The 14,685-nt window shown below is 62.1% G+C and carries 12 protein-coding genes; 8 read left to right on the forward strand and 4 right to left on the reverse strand.

Going from position 1 to position 14,685, the window contains the following annotated elements; genetic code table 11:
- Positions 1–92: 92 nt before the first annotated feature.
- Complete coding sequence (locus I6L41_RS17405) at positions 93–743, forward strand: chromophore lyase CpcT/CpeT (protein WP_216960319.1); 651 nt, start codon at positions 93–95, stop codon at positions 741–743.
- A gap of 100 nt (positions 744–843) precedes the next feature.
- On the opposite strand, the gene rpmE is transcribed toward I6L41_RS17405, so the two are convergent.
- Entirely contained in the window at positions 844–1,059 is a 216-nt protein-coding gene (gene rpmE, locus I6L41_RS17410; protein ID WP_005340673.1) for a 50S ribosomal protein L31, read from the reverse strand.
- A 147-nt stretch (positions 1,060–1,206) separates the two neighbouring features.
- Between rpmE and priA the strand changes: the two genes are divergently transcribed.
- Positions 1,207–3,414, forward strand: coding sequence for a primosomal protein N' (gene priA / locus I6L41_RS17415; protein ID WP_216960321.1), 2,208 nt, complete (start codon positions 1,207–1,209; stop codon positions 3,412–3,414).
- Positions 3,415–3,480: 66 nt separating this feature from the next.
- On the opposite strand, the gene I6L41_RS17420 is transcribed toward priA, so the two are convergent.
- Entirely contained in the window at positions 3,481–4,572 is a 1,092-nt protein-coding gene (locus I6L41_RS17420; RefSeq protein WP_216960324.1) for a hypothetical protein, read from the reverse strand.
- Between the two features lie 286 nt (positions 4,573–4,858).
- Here I6L41_RS17420 and I6L41_RS17425 point away from each other — a divergent pair, with 286 nt between their 5' ends.
- The 5 genes from I6L41_RS17425 to dtd all read left to right on the forward strand — a co-directional run bounded on the left by I6L41_RS17425 (position 4,859) and on the right by dtd (position 10,757).
- The gene (locus tag I6L41_RS17425) at positions 4,859–6,292 is read left to right on the forward strand and encodes a DUF2867 domain-containing protein (RefSeq protein WP_075116212.1); all 1,434 of its coding nucleotides are present in this window, start codon (positions 4,859–4,861) and stop codon (positions 6,290–6,292) included.
- Between the two features lie 169 nt (positions 6,293–6,461).
- Positions 6,462–7,688: an aromatic amino acid transporter gene (locus tag I6L41_RS17430; protein ID WP_005355439.1), complete on the forward strand. Its 1,227-nt coding sequence runs from the start codon at positions 6,462–6,464 to the stop codon at positions 7,686–7,688.
- Positions 7,689–7,942: 254 nt separating this feature from the next.
- Positions 7,943–9,184, forward strand: a complete 1,242-nt coding sequence (locus I6L41_RS17435) for a malic enzyme-like NAD(P)-binding protein (protein ID WP_158114060.1) — start codon at positions 7,943–7,945, stop codon at positions 9,182–9,184.
- Between the two features lie 176 nt (positions 9,185–9,360).
- Positions 9,361–10,233 (forward strand): virulence factor BrkB family protein, encoded by an 873-nt coding sequence (locus I6L41_RS17440; RefSeq protein WP_005340664.1) that lies wholly within the window; start codon positions 9,361–9,363, stop codon positions 10,231–10,233.
- An 86-nt stretch (positions 10,234–10,319) separates the two neighbouring features.
- The gene (gene dtd, locus I6L41_RS17445; RefSeq protein WP_005356887.1) at positions 10,320–10,757 is read left to right on the forward strand and encodes a D-aminoacyl-tRNA deacylase; all 438 of its coding nucleotides are present in this window, start codon (positions 10,320–10,322) and stop codon (positions 10,755–10,757) included.
- Here dtd and I6L41_RS17450 read toward each other — a convergent pair.
- Entirely contained in the window at positions 10,746–11,426 is a 681-nt protein-coding gene (locus I6L41_RS17450) for a spermidine synthase (protein ID WP_216963997.1), read from the reverse strand. The two genes, dtd and I6L41_RS17450, sit on opposite strands and share 12 nt — an antisense overlap.
- A gap of 169 nt (positions 11,427–11,595) precedes the next feature.
- Between I6L41_RS17450 and I6L41_RS17455 the strand changes: the two genes are divergently transcribed.
- Entirely contained in the window at positions 11,596–12,504 is a 909-nt protein-coding gene (locus I6L41_RS17455) for a bifunctional GNAT family N-acetyltransferase/hotdog fold thioesterase (protein ID WP_167557315.1), read from the forward strand.
- Between the two features lie 54 nt (positions 12,505–12,558).
- On the opposite strand, the gene I6L41_RS17460 is transcribed toward I6L41_RS17455, so the two are convergent.
- Positions 12,559–14,676, reverse strand: a complete 2,118-nt coding sequence (locus I6L41_RS17460) for an AsmA family protein (protein ID WP_216960327.1) — start codon at positions 14,674–14,676, stop codon at positions 12,559–12,561.
- Positions 14,677–14,685: the final 9 nt, after the last annotated feature.

Here is a 14,685-nt window from a genome sequence, read left to right on the forward strand (position 1 = left end):
GCACCAGAGTGGCAATGATTTGATCGTAATGGCTGTTATTGGGGTAATTCGCTCATATAATCGCCGCCACTATGATGATTCGGAAGGATTCGATGGTAAAGTTGCTGGTGGCCGTATTCGGGCTGCTCTGTTCCTGTCTGGTGTTGGCAGGATCGGCGCCTCAGGCTACCCCACTCAAGCCCGGTATGGAGCCGCTACTCAGCTGGTTCAACGGGGCCTTTACGAGCCGGGAGCAGGCCAGTTACGACAGCCGCTTTACCAGTGCCGAGCTGCGCCTGATGGAGATCTGGCCCGGCTATCAGGGCTATCGCTGGGTCTATGCCGAGCAGTACCTGAGTCTGCGCTCCGTCCGTCCCTTCCGCCAGCGCATCTATCGCTTCTCCCCCGCCCCTGACGGGCGGATCCTGATGGCAGAGCTGACCATGCCCCGTGCCACCGATTTTGCCGGTGCCTGGCATGATCCCGCCCTGCTCGACAGTCTGACCCCGCAGCAGCTCTCCTTGCGCCACGGTTGCGAGATCTGGCTGACACGCACTCCCTCCGGCGAATATGCCGGTCACACCCGGGTGGGCCATTGCTCCACCGATTTTGGCGGTGCCACGACGCTGGTGCAGCATATCTGGATTGGCCCCGATAGCGTCAGATTGCTGGATCGCGCCTATGACAACGCAGGGAGCCCGCGCTGGGGCAGCCCTGGTGAGGGGTATGTCTATTTGCGTCGTTCCAAAGGATTTGGCCAGTAGGGGAGAGTGCGTCTGGCTGCGGGAACATGAAGGATGAAAAATAGGGATCGTAAAAAAGGCGCCCGATGGGCGCCTTTTTCAGAATTCTTCAGAAGTAAAATTACTTCTTGGTGGTCATCGCACCGAAACGCTTGTTGAACTTGTCTACGCGGCCGCCGCTAGAAACTTCTTTCTGCTTGCCGGTGTAGAACGGGTGGCACTCGGAGCACACGTCCAGGTTCAGATCTTTACCGATGGTAGAGAAAGTGTTGATGACGTTACCGCAAGAGCACTTGGCGGTGATGGCTACGTAGTCAGGATGGATACCAGCTTTCATGGACAACCTCAATTAATAGGCCGTGTCGCCATCCGATCTCTTGTCGGACACCACACGATTGTTGAACACAGTTTCAAAGGCTGCGAATAATATAGGAAATGCCTGAGATCAGGCAAGTGGCTTCGCAGAAAAAATAGGCAACCCCTGGTGAATTCTTCCCAAACGCTGGATCTGGTTCGTGTCGCTGTCCCGGTACCGTTACGCCGTCACTTCGACTATCTCTCTCCCCTGCCGTTACCTGCCCCTGGTTGCCGGGTCGAGATCCCTTTCGGTCCCCAGACCCTGGTCGGGCTGGTGGTGGATCATCCGGTTGACAGCCAGGTGCCCCGCAACAAGCTCAAGCCCATCAAACGGGTATTGGACACGGCTCCGGTGCTGGGGCCGGATATTCTGGCGCTAATGAACTGGAGCGCCAGCTACTACCAGCATCCGCTGGGTGAGGTGTTGCCTCACGCCCTGCCGGTGCTGGTGCGCAAGGGGGAGCCAGCTGCTTATCGAGAGTTGGAGTTCTGGTTTGCTACCGAGGCTGGCATGGCCATCGACCTTAACGAGCTCAAGCGGGCGGCCAAGCAGCAGCAAGCGCTCGCCTTGCTGCGCAAGGGGCCGCAGACACCTTCCGCCCTCAAGCAGGAGGAGATCCAGAGCGCAGCTCTCACCGCGCTGGAGAAGAAGGGGCTGCTGGAGAAGCGCTCGCTGGAGCCAAGCCATGACGGCGACTGGGCCGCCCGTTTTGAACCGGGGGAGGGGCTGCGCCTCAACGGCGAGCAGGCGCTGGCCGTCTCTGCCGTTACCAGCCAGAGCGACAAGTTCGGTGCCTTCCTGCTCGATGGCATCACAGGTTCCGGCAAGACCGAGGTCTACCTGAGCATCCTCGAGCCCTTGCTCAAGGCGGGCAAGCAGGCGCTGGTGATGGTGCCGGAGATCGGCCTCACCCCGCAGACCATCAACCGCTTCCGCCGCCGCTTCAACGTGCCGGTGGTAGCGATGAACTCTGCCATGAACGATCGGGAGCGGCTCGACGCCTGGCTCGCCTGCCGCGACGGCGGCGCCGCCATCCTGATCGGCACCCGCTCCGCGGTGTTCACCCCGTTTCACAACCTCGGCATCATCATCATCGACGAAGAGCACGACGGCTCTTTCAAGCAGCAGGACGGTTTTCGCTACCACGCGCGGGATCTGGCGGTGATGCGGGCTCATCGTGCCGGTATCCCCATCCTGCTTGGCTCGGCCACTCCGTCGCTGGAGACGCTGCACAACGCCCGCACTGGCAAGTATCACCATCTCAGCCTGACTCGCCGCGCCGGCAATGCCCAGACTGCCCGTCAGGTGATCCTGGATATCAAAAACGTGCGGTTGCAGGCCGGGCTCTCCCCCCAACTGGAGCAGCTGATGGCGGAGCATCTGGCGGCGGGCAATCAGGTGATGCTGTTTCTCAACCGCCGTGGCTATGCCCCGGCTCTGATCTGCCACCAGTGTGGCTGGAGCGCCGCTTGTGAGCGTTGTGATGCCTGGTACACCTGGCATCAGGCTGGGCGACGACTACACTGCCACCACTGTGACAGCGTACGCCCGCTGCCCCACCACTGCCCCGAGTGTGGCAGCAACGAGCTGATTGGATCGGGAGTGGGCACCGAGCAGCTGGAGCAGTTGCTCACCACGGTTTTCCCGCAATATCCTGTAGTGCGCATCGATCGGGACAACACCCGCCGCAAGGGGGAGCTGGAGACCCACCTCGGCGACATCAAGGCGGGCAAGTACAAGATCCTGATCGGCACCCAGATGCTGGCCAAGGGCCACCACTTCCCGGATGTGACGCTAGTGGGTCTGCTGGATGTGGATGGTGCCCTGTTCAGCGCCGATTTTCGCGCCGCCGAGAAGCTGGCCCAGCTCTACACCCAAGTGGCGGGCCGTGCCGGTCGTGCCAGCAAGCCCGGGCTGGTGGTGCTGCAGAGCCACCATCCGGAACATGCCCTGCTGCAGGATCTGACCCAGAACGGTTACGGCCACTTCGCCGATACGGCGTTGAAAGAGCGCCGCCTGTTGGGGCTGCCGCCGTTCAGCTATCAGGGGCTGTTCCGCGCCGAGGCCAATGGCCGCGACGAGGTGCAGCTGTTCCTCGCCTGCCTCGCCGATACCCTGCGCAGCGCCCGCTATCCCCACGTTCAGGTGCTCGGGCCCATCAGCGGCTTTATGGAGCGCAAGGCGGGCAAGTTCCGCATGCAGTTGCTGGTGCAGGGGCCGAACCGGGCACCGCTGGCCCAACTGCTGGATTGGGCGGTGAAGGAGCTGGAAGGCTGGCCTGAGACCAAAAGGGTGCGCTGGAGTCTGGATATCGACCCCACCGAGCTGAGTTGATGGTGGCACCGGCGCCGGTCGCTGGCAGTTATCGTCAGCGACCGATGGGTGATTTCATTTCAAGGCTCAGATCCGCAGATCGATCTGCTGCACCCAGCCTCCTTTACCCTGTTCGGTGAGATAGAGGCCGGATTGGCGCAGCACCCCCTGATTGCCGCTCTCCCCCAGATGGTTGAAGGGGGTGTCGAGGGGGCGCAGCAGGATGGCGCCGATCCCCAGTTCGACCAGCGCGATAGGTGCGTGCTCCGGATGCCAGAACTGCAGTGCTGAAAACTGGCTATCCCCCTCATCCAGCACCCCGTTGCCATCCTCATCCAGGGTAGCCAACTCGCCGAAGCCATTGCCGGAGCGTGCACCAAACAGCTCGCCCCCATCGTCTATGGTGCCGTTGCCATTGCGATCCAGCGCCACAAAGCCGCTCCCTTCCCGCAGACCCGGCAGGCTGTCCTCCTTGCCATCCTGATCGATATCGAAAGTGACCCGAGCCTCGGTCAGATCGGCAATCTTGCCATCCAGACTGAGCACCAGCGGGTCTTTCAGGGCATTGAGGGTGGTGCGCCGCTGGCTCACCTCCAGCTGACGCCAGTCGAGCACAAAGCCGAGATCGAGCTGAATAGTCTGACCATCCCGAGTCGCTACGCTGGCCGATGCCACCACCTTGAGCTGCTCCTGTTGCAGCAGGGTGTCCGTCACCTCCACCAGTTGATCCGGCTCGGCGGCTTGAGCAGTTGCATCTCCTTGGGTCACTCCATCGCCTCCCTCTTCGGAGGGGGTGATCGGCTTGGGCAGCTCGATTTCGTGGCCCAGCATCGCCTCAATCATCAGCTTGATCAGTCGCTGGCGGTTATCCAGTCCATCGTCGGGAATACCATCCTGCTCTTTTCCGACGTCCGCTGCGGGCGGGGCGGGAGGCGTTGAAGCTTGCTGACTGGCGGCCGATTGCCTCGCGGTTTGCAGCGTCAGGGCGCTGGTGAGGGTCAGGGTGCTGCTGCGTTCGCCGGCCACTGCCGCGTTGTTGCCTTCCGGTGGATTGACGACGGGTGGCACGGGCCCTAGGTTGCGCACCTTGCGGCTCTGGGCCTGCTGTTGCCGGTATTGCACCTCCCCCTGGAGGTCGTAGTGATCGATGCGCATACATTCGCCCTCGGCGCTATACATCTGGTCAGTTATCGACCTGTTAGTGAGCAGGGCTTAACACCAAATAGGACTAATCAGGGAGGTGGTTAGTACTAGGTTGCAAGGTGGTGGCGTGGCAGGATGGCAAGAGACTGGATGGTGGCGCTCTAGTTGAACATTTTCAGGTAACGCGGCGCACTCTGGCTGACAAGCGGCATCGGTGAGGATAGGGAGAATTACATGGGAAATTGTCTGGTGATGGACGTGGCGGGCTATGGTGGATTCCTGTCTGGCGCCCCTTGCATCAATGATGTTGAGGGCTTCACTCATGCGTAACTGTCTGGTGATGGGAGCGGCAGGCTATATCGGTTCCTATCTGGTGCCCCACCTGCAAACCCTGGGCTACAGGGTGATTGCCGGGGCGCGCCGTCCCTGCCGCTTGCCTGAGGGAGTCGAGTTTCGCCTCGCCGATAGCCTCAAGCCCATCACCTTGCTGCCTGCGCTGGCGGGCATCGATACCGTCTTCTATCTGGTGCATGCCATGGGGGCGGGGGCCGATTTTCACCGGTTGGAGCAGCAGGGGGTAAAGAATTTTGCCGCCGCCGCCCGTGCCGCCGGGGTGCGCCGCATCATCTATCTCGGGGCAATCCAGCCCGAGCAGTGCAACAGCCGCCATCTCAACTCCCGCCGCCACTGTGGCGAGCTGTTTCGCGAATCCGGTGTGCCGACGGTGGAGCTGCGCGCCGGCATCATCATCGGGCCCGGTTCGGCTGCGTTCGAGGTGATGCGGGATCTGGTATTCAACCTGCCGCTGATGGTGACGCCCAAATGGGTGCGCTCGCGCACGCCGCCGATTGCGCTGTCCAACCTGTTGCACTATCTGGGCGGGCTGGTGGAAGCCGACGAGGTGGATGGCCGCATCTTCAATGCGGTCGGCCCCGAGCTGCTCAGCTATCAGCAGCAGTTGCAGAAGTTCGCCGCCCATATCGGCAAGCGCTGCCCCATCATTCCCATTCCGTTTCTGAGCCCGCGTCTTTCTGCCTGGTGGCTGCAGTTTGTCACCTCGGTGCCGCAGCCTGTGGCCAAGGCGCTGGTGGGTGGTCTCAAGCACGATATTCCGGCCGACGATGGCCCGCTGCGCGCCCTGCTGCCCCAGACCCTGCTCAGCTTCGACGAGGCGCTGGCGGAGAGTCTGGCGCTGGAGCAGAAGCTGGGTGCCGAACAGCAGGGGCAGGAGACGCCGCTTGGCCTGCGCTGGCGTCATCCCGAATATGGCTTCTACGACCGCACCGCCAGCGGCGATGCCATCTGCCTCGCCTCTCCCGAGGTGGTGTGGCAGGTGTTGCAGCAGCTGGGGGGTGAGCAGCGCTACTTCTACATGAACCAGCTGTGGGTGGTGCGTGAATGGATGGATCATCTGATCGGCGGCCCGGCCCGCACCCGTGGCCGCACCAATCCGGATCGTTTCGTGAAGGGGGATATGCTCGACTCCTGGCAGATCCTCGGGGTGGATGAGGGGCGCAGGCTCGATCTCTTGTTCAACATGAAGGCTCCGGGCGTCGGGCGGCTGGAGTTCAACATCCTGCCGGAGGAGTCCGGGTTGACCCGCATCCGGGTCACCGCTCACTGGCACCCGCAGGGCGCCTGGGGGCTGGCCTACTGGCTCGCCATGCTGCCGTTCCACCTCTTTATCTTTCAGGGCATGACCGAGGCCATCGCCCGTCAGGCCGAAGCGAGGGCAGGTATCCCGGTGATGGATTAACCCCTCTTCACACCATTCCCGCTGATAGAGTGCCCCGTTCGGGGCATTTTTTATGCGGCGACCATGCCCGGTAATGGCAGATAGTGGTAGGCGTCTCATGGCAAAGGCTGGCATCATGCCGCGGTCTTGTTTACCGCGGATAGATAATCAGTCAGAAAAAGAAGGGATTATGAAGAAAAAACCGTCAATTTTGGGGGGCGCCTGCATCATTGCCAGCGTCTGCGTGGGAGCCGGCATGCTCGGTCTGCCGAGTTCGGGGGCGGGGGCCTGGACCCTCTGGTCGGTGCTGGCGCTGACCGTCACCATGGTGATGATGACCCTCTCCGGCTGGATGTTGCTGGAATCCTTCCAGCACCACGATATGCGGGTCTCCTTCAATACCGTGACTCGCGAGTTGCTGGGGGAGAAGCTCAATCTCCTCAACAACCTCTCGGTCTACTTTGTTGGCGGCATTCTGCTCTACGCCTATATCACCTCCTCCGGTGCCATCCTGCAGGGGATACTGGGGATCGACAGCAAGCTCGCGTCCGTGCTGTTCGTGGCGCTCTTCTCTGCGGTGGTGTGGCACTCGACTCGCGCCGTTGACCGTATTTCGGTGGTGCTGATCGCCTTCATGATCCTCAGTTTCGCCCTCGGTGTGGCCGGGCTGCTCGGCAGTATCAAGCTGCCGACCCTGCTCGATCTGGCGGGCAGCGAGAGTCGCTACGCCCCTTATGCCATGGCGATGCTGCCGGTGGCGCTCACCTCGTTCGGCTATCACCACTCTGTTGCCTCCCTGCGTGCCTATTACCAGAACGAGCAGCAGGCCAGATGGGCCATTCTGGGGGGAACCCTGATCGCGCTGGCGCTCTACGTGCTCTGGCTGCTGGGGATCTTCGGCAACCTGCCCCGTCAGGATTTTGCCCCTGTGATTGCCAAAGGGGGAGACGTGAGTGTGCTGCTCTCCGCGCTTTCAGGGGTGATCGAATCGGAGAAGGTGGCCAGCGCCATCAACGGCTTCTCCATGGCGGCGATCCTCTCCTCCTTTATCGGGGTGGGGCTCGGGGTGTTCGACTATCTGGCTGATCTGTTCAAGTTCGATAACAGCCGCGCCGGTCGCTGCAAGACCTGGGCGGTCACCTTCCTGCCGCCGCTGGTGCTCTCCCTGCTCTTCCCGTTTGGCTTCCTGCTGGCCATCGGCTATGCCGGTGCTGCAGCCACCATCTGGACCTGCATCATCCCGGCACTGCTGGTGCTGCGCACCCGGGCGCGGGCCGAGCGGGGCGAAGTGACTCCCCACTTCGTTACCCCCGGCGGCAAGCTGATGGCCTGGTTGCTGATCCTGTTCGGGTTGGCGACCGCGCTGTTCCACTTTCTGTCTATGGCAAATCTGTTGCCGGTCTATCTGGGCAACTGAGTCAGGTCTACAGCACTGACAGAAAGGGCGGCAAGGCCAACTTGCCGCCCTTTTTGCGCCATTTTTACCCCACATAGCAGGATCTATAACTAAAGTGGTATGTGCGGGCGGGGTAAGGTGCTGAAATAACTGGTCTGATCTGGCTGATGGCAGCATGATCTGCTGGGCATGCTCAGCGCTTTCTTTTATGATCCCCGCCCTTCTGTGTGCCCCCTGTCGGCACCTCATTTGCACCAACCACATCGGGGTCCCCCATGTCCGATCTGCGTCAAGAAGCACTCGATTACCACGCCCAGCCCGTACCGGGCAAAATTGCCATCGCCCTGACCAAGCCTGCCGAAACCGCCCGCGATCTGGCGCTGGCCTACAGCCCGGGTGTTGCCGAGCCGGTGCGCGAGATCGCTGCCAACCCGGCCGATGCCTACCGCTATACCGGCAAGGGCAATCTGGTGGCCGTCATCTCCAACGGTACAGCCATTCTGGGTCTGGGCAATCTGGGGCCGCTGGCCTCCAAGCCGGTGATGGAGGGCAAGGCCCTGCTGTTCAAGCGCTTCGCCGGCATTGATGCTATCGACATCGAGGTGAAGCACGAGACCAGCCAGCAGTTTATCGACACGGTGGCGGCTATCGCCGATACCTTCGGTGGCATCAATCTGGAAGATATCAAGGCGCCGGAGTGTTTCGAGATTGAAGAGGCGCTGATCGCGCGCTGCGACATTCCGGTGTTCCACGATGACCAGCACGGCACCGCCATCGTCACCGCCGCCGGCCTGCTCAACGCGCTGGAGATCCAGGGCAAGCTCATCAGTGACAGCCGCATCGTCTGTATGGGGGCGGGGGCTGCCGCGACCGCCTGTATGGATCTGCTGATCAAGTGCGGCGCCAGGGCGCACAACATCTTCATGCTGGATCGTCAGGGTGTTATCCACACCGGCCGCAGCGATCTCAACAAGTACAAGCAGCGTTTCGCCAACGAGACCCCGCTGCGCACCCTGATGGATGTCATCGAAGGGGCGGATGTGTTTGTCGGCGTCTCCGGCCCCGATGTGCTGCCCGCTGAAGCGGTCGCCCTGATGGCGCCCAATCCGGTTATCTTCGCCTGCTCCAACCCGGATCCGGAGATCAAGCCTGCGCTGGCCCACGGGGTGCGTAGCGACCTTATCATGGGCACCGGCCGCTCCGACTACCCGAACCAGATCAACAACGTGCTCTGCTTCCCCTTCATCTTCCGCGGTGCCCTCGACGCCCGTGCCAGCCGCATCAACGATGCCATGAAGATTGCCGCGGTCGAGGCGATCCGCGCGCTGGCCAAGGAGCCGGTGCCGGCCGAGGTGCTGACCGCCGCCGGGGTCAACGAGCTCGCCTTCGGCAAGGATTACGTCATTCCCAAGCCGATGGATGCCCGTCTGCTGCCGCGGGTTGCCCGCGCCGTGGCGCTGGCGGCGGTGGCCTCCGGCGTCGCCCGCATCGAGCTGCCCGCGGACTACATGCTGTAATCCGGCATTGCAAACGGCCCCATAGCGGGGCCGTTTTTATTTCTGCTTCTGACGACAGCCAGAGACGCCAGCCGGGCGACAGGTTGGGGCAGATGGAGGCAAATCGGGTGCAAAGGTGGTCAAACAGCGCTCTCCTCTGACACAATATTGCCACTATGACGCTAACGAGAATCAAGATGCAGCAGCCTGTCAGCGGCCGTTTGGCCCACGCCCTCTCCTTCTTGCGCCATGATGGTCGCCACTTTGCCCAGTTTGTCTGGGGCCGTTTCCAGCAGGACAGATTGACGGTTACCGCCGGTTATCTGGCCTATGTCACCCTGCTTTCACTGGTGCCGATGATCGCCGTGGTCTTTGGCATGATGTCCGCCTTCCCGGTGTTCCAGAGCCTCAAACAGGCGATGGAGCAGTTCGTCTACCACAACTTCGTGCCGACCGCGGGCGATATGCTCAAGGAGTACATCGACGGCTTCGTCGCCAATGCCACCAACACCACGGCTGTGGGGATTGGGGCGCTGGTGGTGGTGGCGCTGATGCTGATCTCCGCCATCGACAAGAACCTCAACTACATCTGGCGCTCGACCCAGGGCCGCCCGCTGGCGCAGGCCTTTGCCATGTACTGGATGATCCTCACCCTGGGGCCCGTGCTTATCGGAGCCAGTATCGCCATCTCCTCCTACATCTTCTCGCTGCGGCTGTTTGGCGCCGAGAGCCTGTTCGGTATCGGTTATCTGCTGTTGCGGGGTTTGCCGTTCCTCTTCTCGGTGCTCACCTTCCTGCTGGTCTATACCGTGGTACCCAACTGCAAGGTGCGGCTGATCCACGCCTTTATCGGTGCGCTGGTAGCGGCGACCCTGTTCGAGCTGGCCAAGCGCGGTTTTGCCATCTACATCACCAACTTCCCCTCCTATCAGGCCATCTACGGCGCGCTGGCCACCATCCCGATCCTGTTTGTTTGGGTCTATTTGAGTTGGCTGGTGGTGCTGCTGGGGGCTGAGACTACGGCTTGCCTCGGCGAATATGAGAAACCGGCGAGTGAGGAGCTTGGCTAAGCCATCGCCTTGCCCACCGGTTTATTGGTAGCATCGACGACCGCCCCTGCGAGGGGGCGGTCGTTCTGTTTTCAAAGGAGAGGGATGTGATTGCATTGATTCAGCGGGTCAGCGAGGCCAGCGTGACTGTCGAGGGGGAGGTGACCGGCGCCATCGGTCAGGGATTGCTGGTGCTGCTCGGGGTGGAGCAGGGGGATGATGAGGCCAAGGCCGACAAGTTGCTGCATCGGGTCAGTGGTTATCGCATCTTTCCGGATCAGGAGGGCAAGATGAACCTCAATGTCAGCCAGATCGGCGGCAGTCTGCTGGTTGTCTCCCAATTCACGCTGGCGGCGGATACCAAGCGAGGGATGCGTCCCAGCTTCTCCTGCGGAGCTCACCCGAGCGAGGCCGAGCGCCTCTATGACTACTTCGTGGCCAAGGCTGCTGCCAGCGGCATCCCGACCGAAACCGGCCGTTTTGCCGCCGACATGAAGGTGGCGCTGGTCAACGAGGGGCCAACGACCTTCTGGCTACAGGTCTGAAGATGTTTCGTCCCGCGGTGTGACGTGGACGATCACGTTGATAAGTCCCGCAACCGGATAGGGGGTGGCGGGGCCAATCCACTGTTCTATCTGCGTCAGGGCGTGGGTTAGCTCAAGCGCGGTGCGCGGCAGCAGGTTGATCACCAGGGTGCCGCAGAGGCGGGGAGCCAGCGCCCGGTAGAGCCGTTCCTGAAACAGCAGCAGCGGGTTGCCATCCTGACTGAATAGATCGAGCAGGATGAGGTCGTACTGCTGCTCGCTCTGCTCCAGAAAGGCGAGGGCATCGGCCTGATGGAGTGCCGGCGCGGCGTGTTCATCGCTCTCCTGATGCTGGAAAAACTGCTGATAAACGGTCAGCACCTCTTCGTCGAGGTCGACGCACTCGTGGCGGGCATCGGGCCAGCGTTGGCAGAGATGGCGAGTGAGATCGCCGCCCCCCAGCCCCAGTTCGAGTATCTGTGTGGCCTGCTCCGGCAGCAGGCAGGCGATGACCCGTTGATGGGGCAGACAGAGGGTCGCGGGGTCGGCGAGCGACATGGCGGATTGCACCACGCCGTCTATCTCCAGCCAGCGGTGGTGGCTATTTTCCTGTACCGTGAGGCGGCGCTGGGGTTTGACGCTGAGGTGCAACAAGTGATCGGCTTGGTACGCTTGCAGATTGAAGTCCATGAATTTGCACGGCAAGATGGTTTCCGACCAGTGTAACTCAAGGATCGATCTATGTACTGGGTGGTCCCCCCCAAACGGCAGCCGAGCCGGGTACTTACTGCAAGCTGCGCTGGAAACGTCTGTGCAAGCCCTTCCATCTGCCAGTCAGCGCAAACTCAAGGATGAAACTATGTATCGGGTAGTCACCCCTCAGACAGCCGCCGAGCTGGATGCCTATTACCAGTTGCGCTGGGAACTTCTGCGTAAACCCTTCAATCTGCCCGTCGGTTCCGAGCGGGACGAATACGACACCGTCGCCATTCACCGGCTGATGCTGGCACCCGATGGCACCCCCATCGCGGTGGGGCGCCTCTTTATCGGCGGCGATGAGGCGCAGATCCGCTTTATGGCGCTGCGTCCCGAATATCGCGGCCAAGGGCTGGGCGCCAAAATGGTGGAGGACCTCGAAGAGCTGGCCCGCAGCGAGAAGGTGAAGCGGCTAGTGATGAACGCCCGTCAGGAGGCGGTGGAGTTCTATCGCAAGTGCGGCTTTCTCGAAGTGGGGGGCGGCCCCGTCTCCTTTGGCCGGATTCCCCATCGCCAGATGATCAAATCCCTGAGCCCGTTGCAGACTATCCAGTATCGGCCGGAGTGGTGTCAGGATCTCACCACCCGCTGGTCACGCGGGGTGCCCATCAGCGAGAAGATGGGGATGCACATCAGCCACTACGATGGCCAGACTTTCCACCTCAAGGCCAATCTGGCGGCCAACTTCAACGTGCATGGCAGCATGTTCGCCGGCAGTGTCTACAGCCAGTGCGTGCTGGCGGGCTGGGGGCTGATCTGGCTGCAGCTTAAAGAGGAGGGGCTGGTGGGCGAGCCGGTGCTGGCCGAGAGCACCATCAAATATCATGGCCCTGTCGATGAGGAGCCGGAGGCGCGAGTGGCCCGCGAGGGGATGCCCGCCGTGCTGCAGCCGCTCAAACGGGGGGAGCCTGCCACCTTCAGCCTCAAGATCCAGCTGTTCAGCGGCAGCAAGCTGGCGGCGGAGTTCTGCGGTCACTACGTGGTGCAGCCGCCCCGCCGTCCGGGCCAGTAACCGCGTCGTTTCCCCATCAAACAACAAGGCCTCATCATGAGGCCTTGTCTGTTTTTACCCTTGCTGGCTGTCGCTTGTCTGCCCGGCTTGGGTCTGCACTTGGGCCTGGTTTTGGGCTTTCGTTGCGGGAGCCGGTCGCCAGAGCGGGGCGCTGTTGCCTTGCGGCGGATAGCGTACTCCCACTTCCCAGCCGCAAGAGTCCTGCTTCTGCGGGAAGCTCCAGGCCAGCGTGGGGGCAGTTAGCGGCCCGCGCCACTGGCCGAGCAGCTCGGCGCAGCGGTTGCCGTTGAGGATCCCCAGATCGAGCTGCCACTGTTCGTTGACCAGATCGATCCCCCCTTGCAGCGCCAGCAGATGGGTGATGGTGGAGGCGCCAGCCTGCTCGACTTGTAGTTGCCCCTTGTCGATCTTGCCCTGCAGCTTGATGCGGTAGAAGGGGGTGTCACCCTCCTGCATCGCCTGCCACAGCTGATCCGGCGTCAGGGTGGGCGGGGTCGCCCCCTTGAACCACTGATCCAGCAGCGGATCTATCTTTACCTTGTCCCAGAACGGCTCGTCGGCATCGAGGGCAAAGCTGCCCTGCAGGGTCTGGCGCCACTCGCCCGCCGTTTTGCCATGTTCGGCTTGCAGATCGGCGCTCACGTCCGCCTTGCCAGCGAGCGAGACAGGGGAGTGGAATATCTTGCCCCATTGCTGCAGATCCAGCTTGGTTGCCTGCAGTTGGAGGCGGCTGCTCTGGCCCGGTTCGCGGCCCCACTGGCCACTCAGGCTGAGAGTGCCCTCATCCGGCAGCGAGCTGGTGAGTTTGCCCAGTTGCCAGGAGCTGGGGGTCAGCTCCCCATCCAGCTCGCCGTTGCGGGCGCTGAGGCCATCCCACACCAGCTCGAACCACTTGCTCTCGATACGGGCACGGCCGAGCAGCGGGCCGGGTTGGTTATCGCGCAGGGCGAGATCGCTCAGATAGAGCTGCCAGCCGGTCAGCGACAGGGGCAGGGTATCGTCGAAGGAGAGCACCTTAAGCTTGTCGAACGCCAGCTTGCGGATATCCACCTGCTGCGGGCGCCAGCTCTGCCAATCCTGCCACCAACCCTGCGGCAGGCTGATATCCATGCCGCTCAGCGCCACGTCTTTCAGGGTCAGCTTCTGCTGCTGGCTATCGAGGGAGAGCTCGACATTGAACTCCCCTTCATAGGCCTTGCCCTGCAGTTCGCCGTCGATCTGCTGGGGCGAGAAGGCGAGCTTGCCCTTGATCTCCTCCAGCTGAAACAGGCCACGGCCCATGTCGCCCAGGGTGCCGCTCAGGTAGCCGGTGGGCTGGTTGCCCGCCTGCCAGTTGAAGGCGGTGAGCTGGCCGCTGAAGTTGTTGAAGGAGAGCTCCTGATTGATGTCGTTGAGGCTGATGTTGTCCAGCTGGCCGCGATCCAGCGACACGCTTTGCAACGGGAAGCGCTGCGGGAAGCCTTGTTGTGTCAGATCCCCCAGCTCCACCCGCATGCCGCGCGCCTTGAGATCGTGCAGTTGCAGGGTGCGGGCTGGCCAGTCCAGCACCATGCCGGTCTCCAGCAGACCGTCGAACAGGTTGGTCACCAGCTTGTCGGTGCGCAGCATTTCTCCTTCCAGCCGTCCTTGCAGGTTGAGACGGGCGAAGGTGAACTGCGGGGTCTCCAGCTGGCCGATATTGAGGCTCAGGTTGGCCTGTGGTTGCCGTTTCGGGTCGATCAGCTCCCAGTCGCTCAGGGTGGCATTGAGGCCGCGCAGGGTCAGCTCGGGGCTCTCCAGACTGAGGCGATCGATAGTGCTGTCACTGATGGTGAGGGAGTGCACCGGCAGGTTCGGCAGCTGGTTGGGCAGCGGCAGCTTGATGGCGGGACGAATGAGATCGAGATGGGCGATGCGCACGTCGCGGCTCAGCCAGTCGATGCTCTCGATCTCCAGATAGATCTTGTCGAGTGAGACTGCATCGCCGTAGCGTACCTGCTCTGCCAGCAGGGTGTAAGGGTGCAGCGGGTTGAACACCAGTCGCCCTATGGTGACCGGCACGCCGGTCTGCTGGCTGATCCAGCTGGCGATGGGGCCTTTGGCGCGCTCGGCGTCGAACAGGCCGAGGGCAACCCAGACAAACAGCAGCAGGAAGGCGAAGGTGTAGAGCAGGCCGCGTAGCCAGGAATTCATGGTTGCTTT

The sequence above is a fragment of the Aeromonas sp. FDAARGOS 1411 genome (assembly GCF_019047125.1).
Taxonomy (GTDB): Bacteria; Pseudomonadota; Gammaproteobacteria; order Enterobacterales; family Aeromonadaceae; genus Aeromonas; species Aeromonas veronii.

Bases quoted from the DNA above. Each gene is read 5' to 3' on its own strand.
- I6L41_RS17405 (WP_216960319.1), top strand. From the start codon at position 93: ATGGTAAAGTTGCTGGTGGCCGTATTCGGGCTGCTCTGTTCCTGTCTG.
- rpmE (WP_005340673.1), bottom strand. From the start codon at position 1,059: ATGAAAGCTGGTATCCATCCTGACTACGTAGCCATCACCGCCAAGTGC.
- I6L41_RS17420 (WP_216960324.1), bottom strand. From the start codon at position 4,572: ATGTATAGCGCCGAGGGCGAATGTATGCGCATCGATCACTACGACCTC.
- I6L41_RS17425 (WP_075116212.1), top strand. From the start codon at position 4,859: ATGCGTAACTGTCTGGTGATGGGAGCGGCAGGCTATATCGGTTCCTAT.
- I6L41_RS17430 (WP_005355439.1), top strand. From the start codon at position 6,462: ATGAAGAAAAAACCGTCAATTTTGGGGGGCGCCTGCATCATTGCCAGC.
- I6L41_RS17435 (WP_158114060.1), top strand. From the start codon at position 7,943: ATGTCCGATCTGCGTCAAGAAGCACTCGATTACCACGCCCAGCCCGTA.
- I6L41_RS17440 (WP_005340664.1), top strand. From the start codon at position 9,361: ATGCAGCAGCCTGTCAGCGGCCGTTTGGCCCACGCCCTCTCCTTCTTG.
- I6L41_RS17450 (WP_216963997.1), bottom strand. From the start codon at position 11,426: ATGGACTTCAATCTGCAAGCGTACCAAGCCGATCACTTGTTGCACCTC.
- I6L41_RS17455 (WP_167557315.1), top strand. From the start codon at position 11,596: ATGTATCGGGTAGTCACCCCTCAGACAGCCGCCGAGCTGGATGCCTAT.
- I6L41_RS17460 (WP_216960327.1), bottom strand. From the start codon at position 14,676: ATGAATTCCTGGCTACGCGGCCTGCTCTACACCTTCGCCTTCCTGCTG.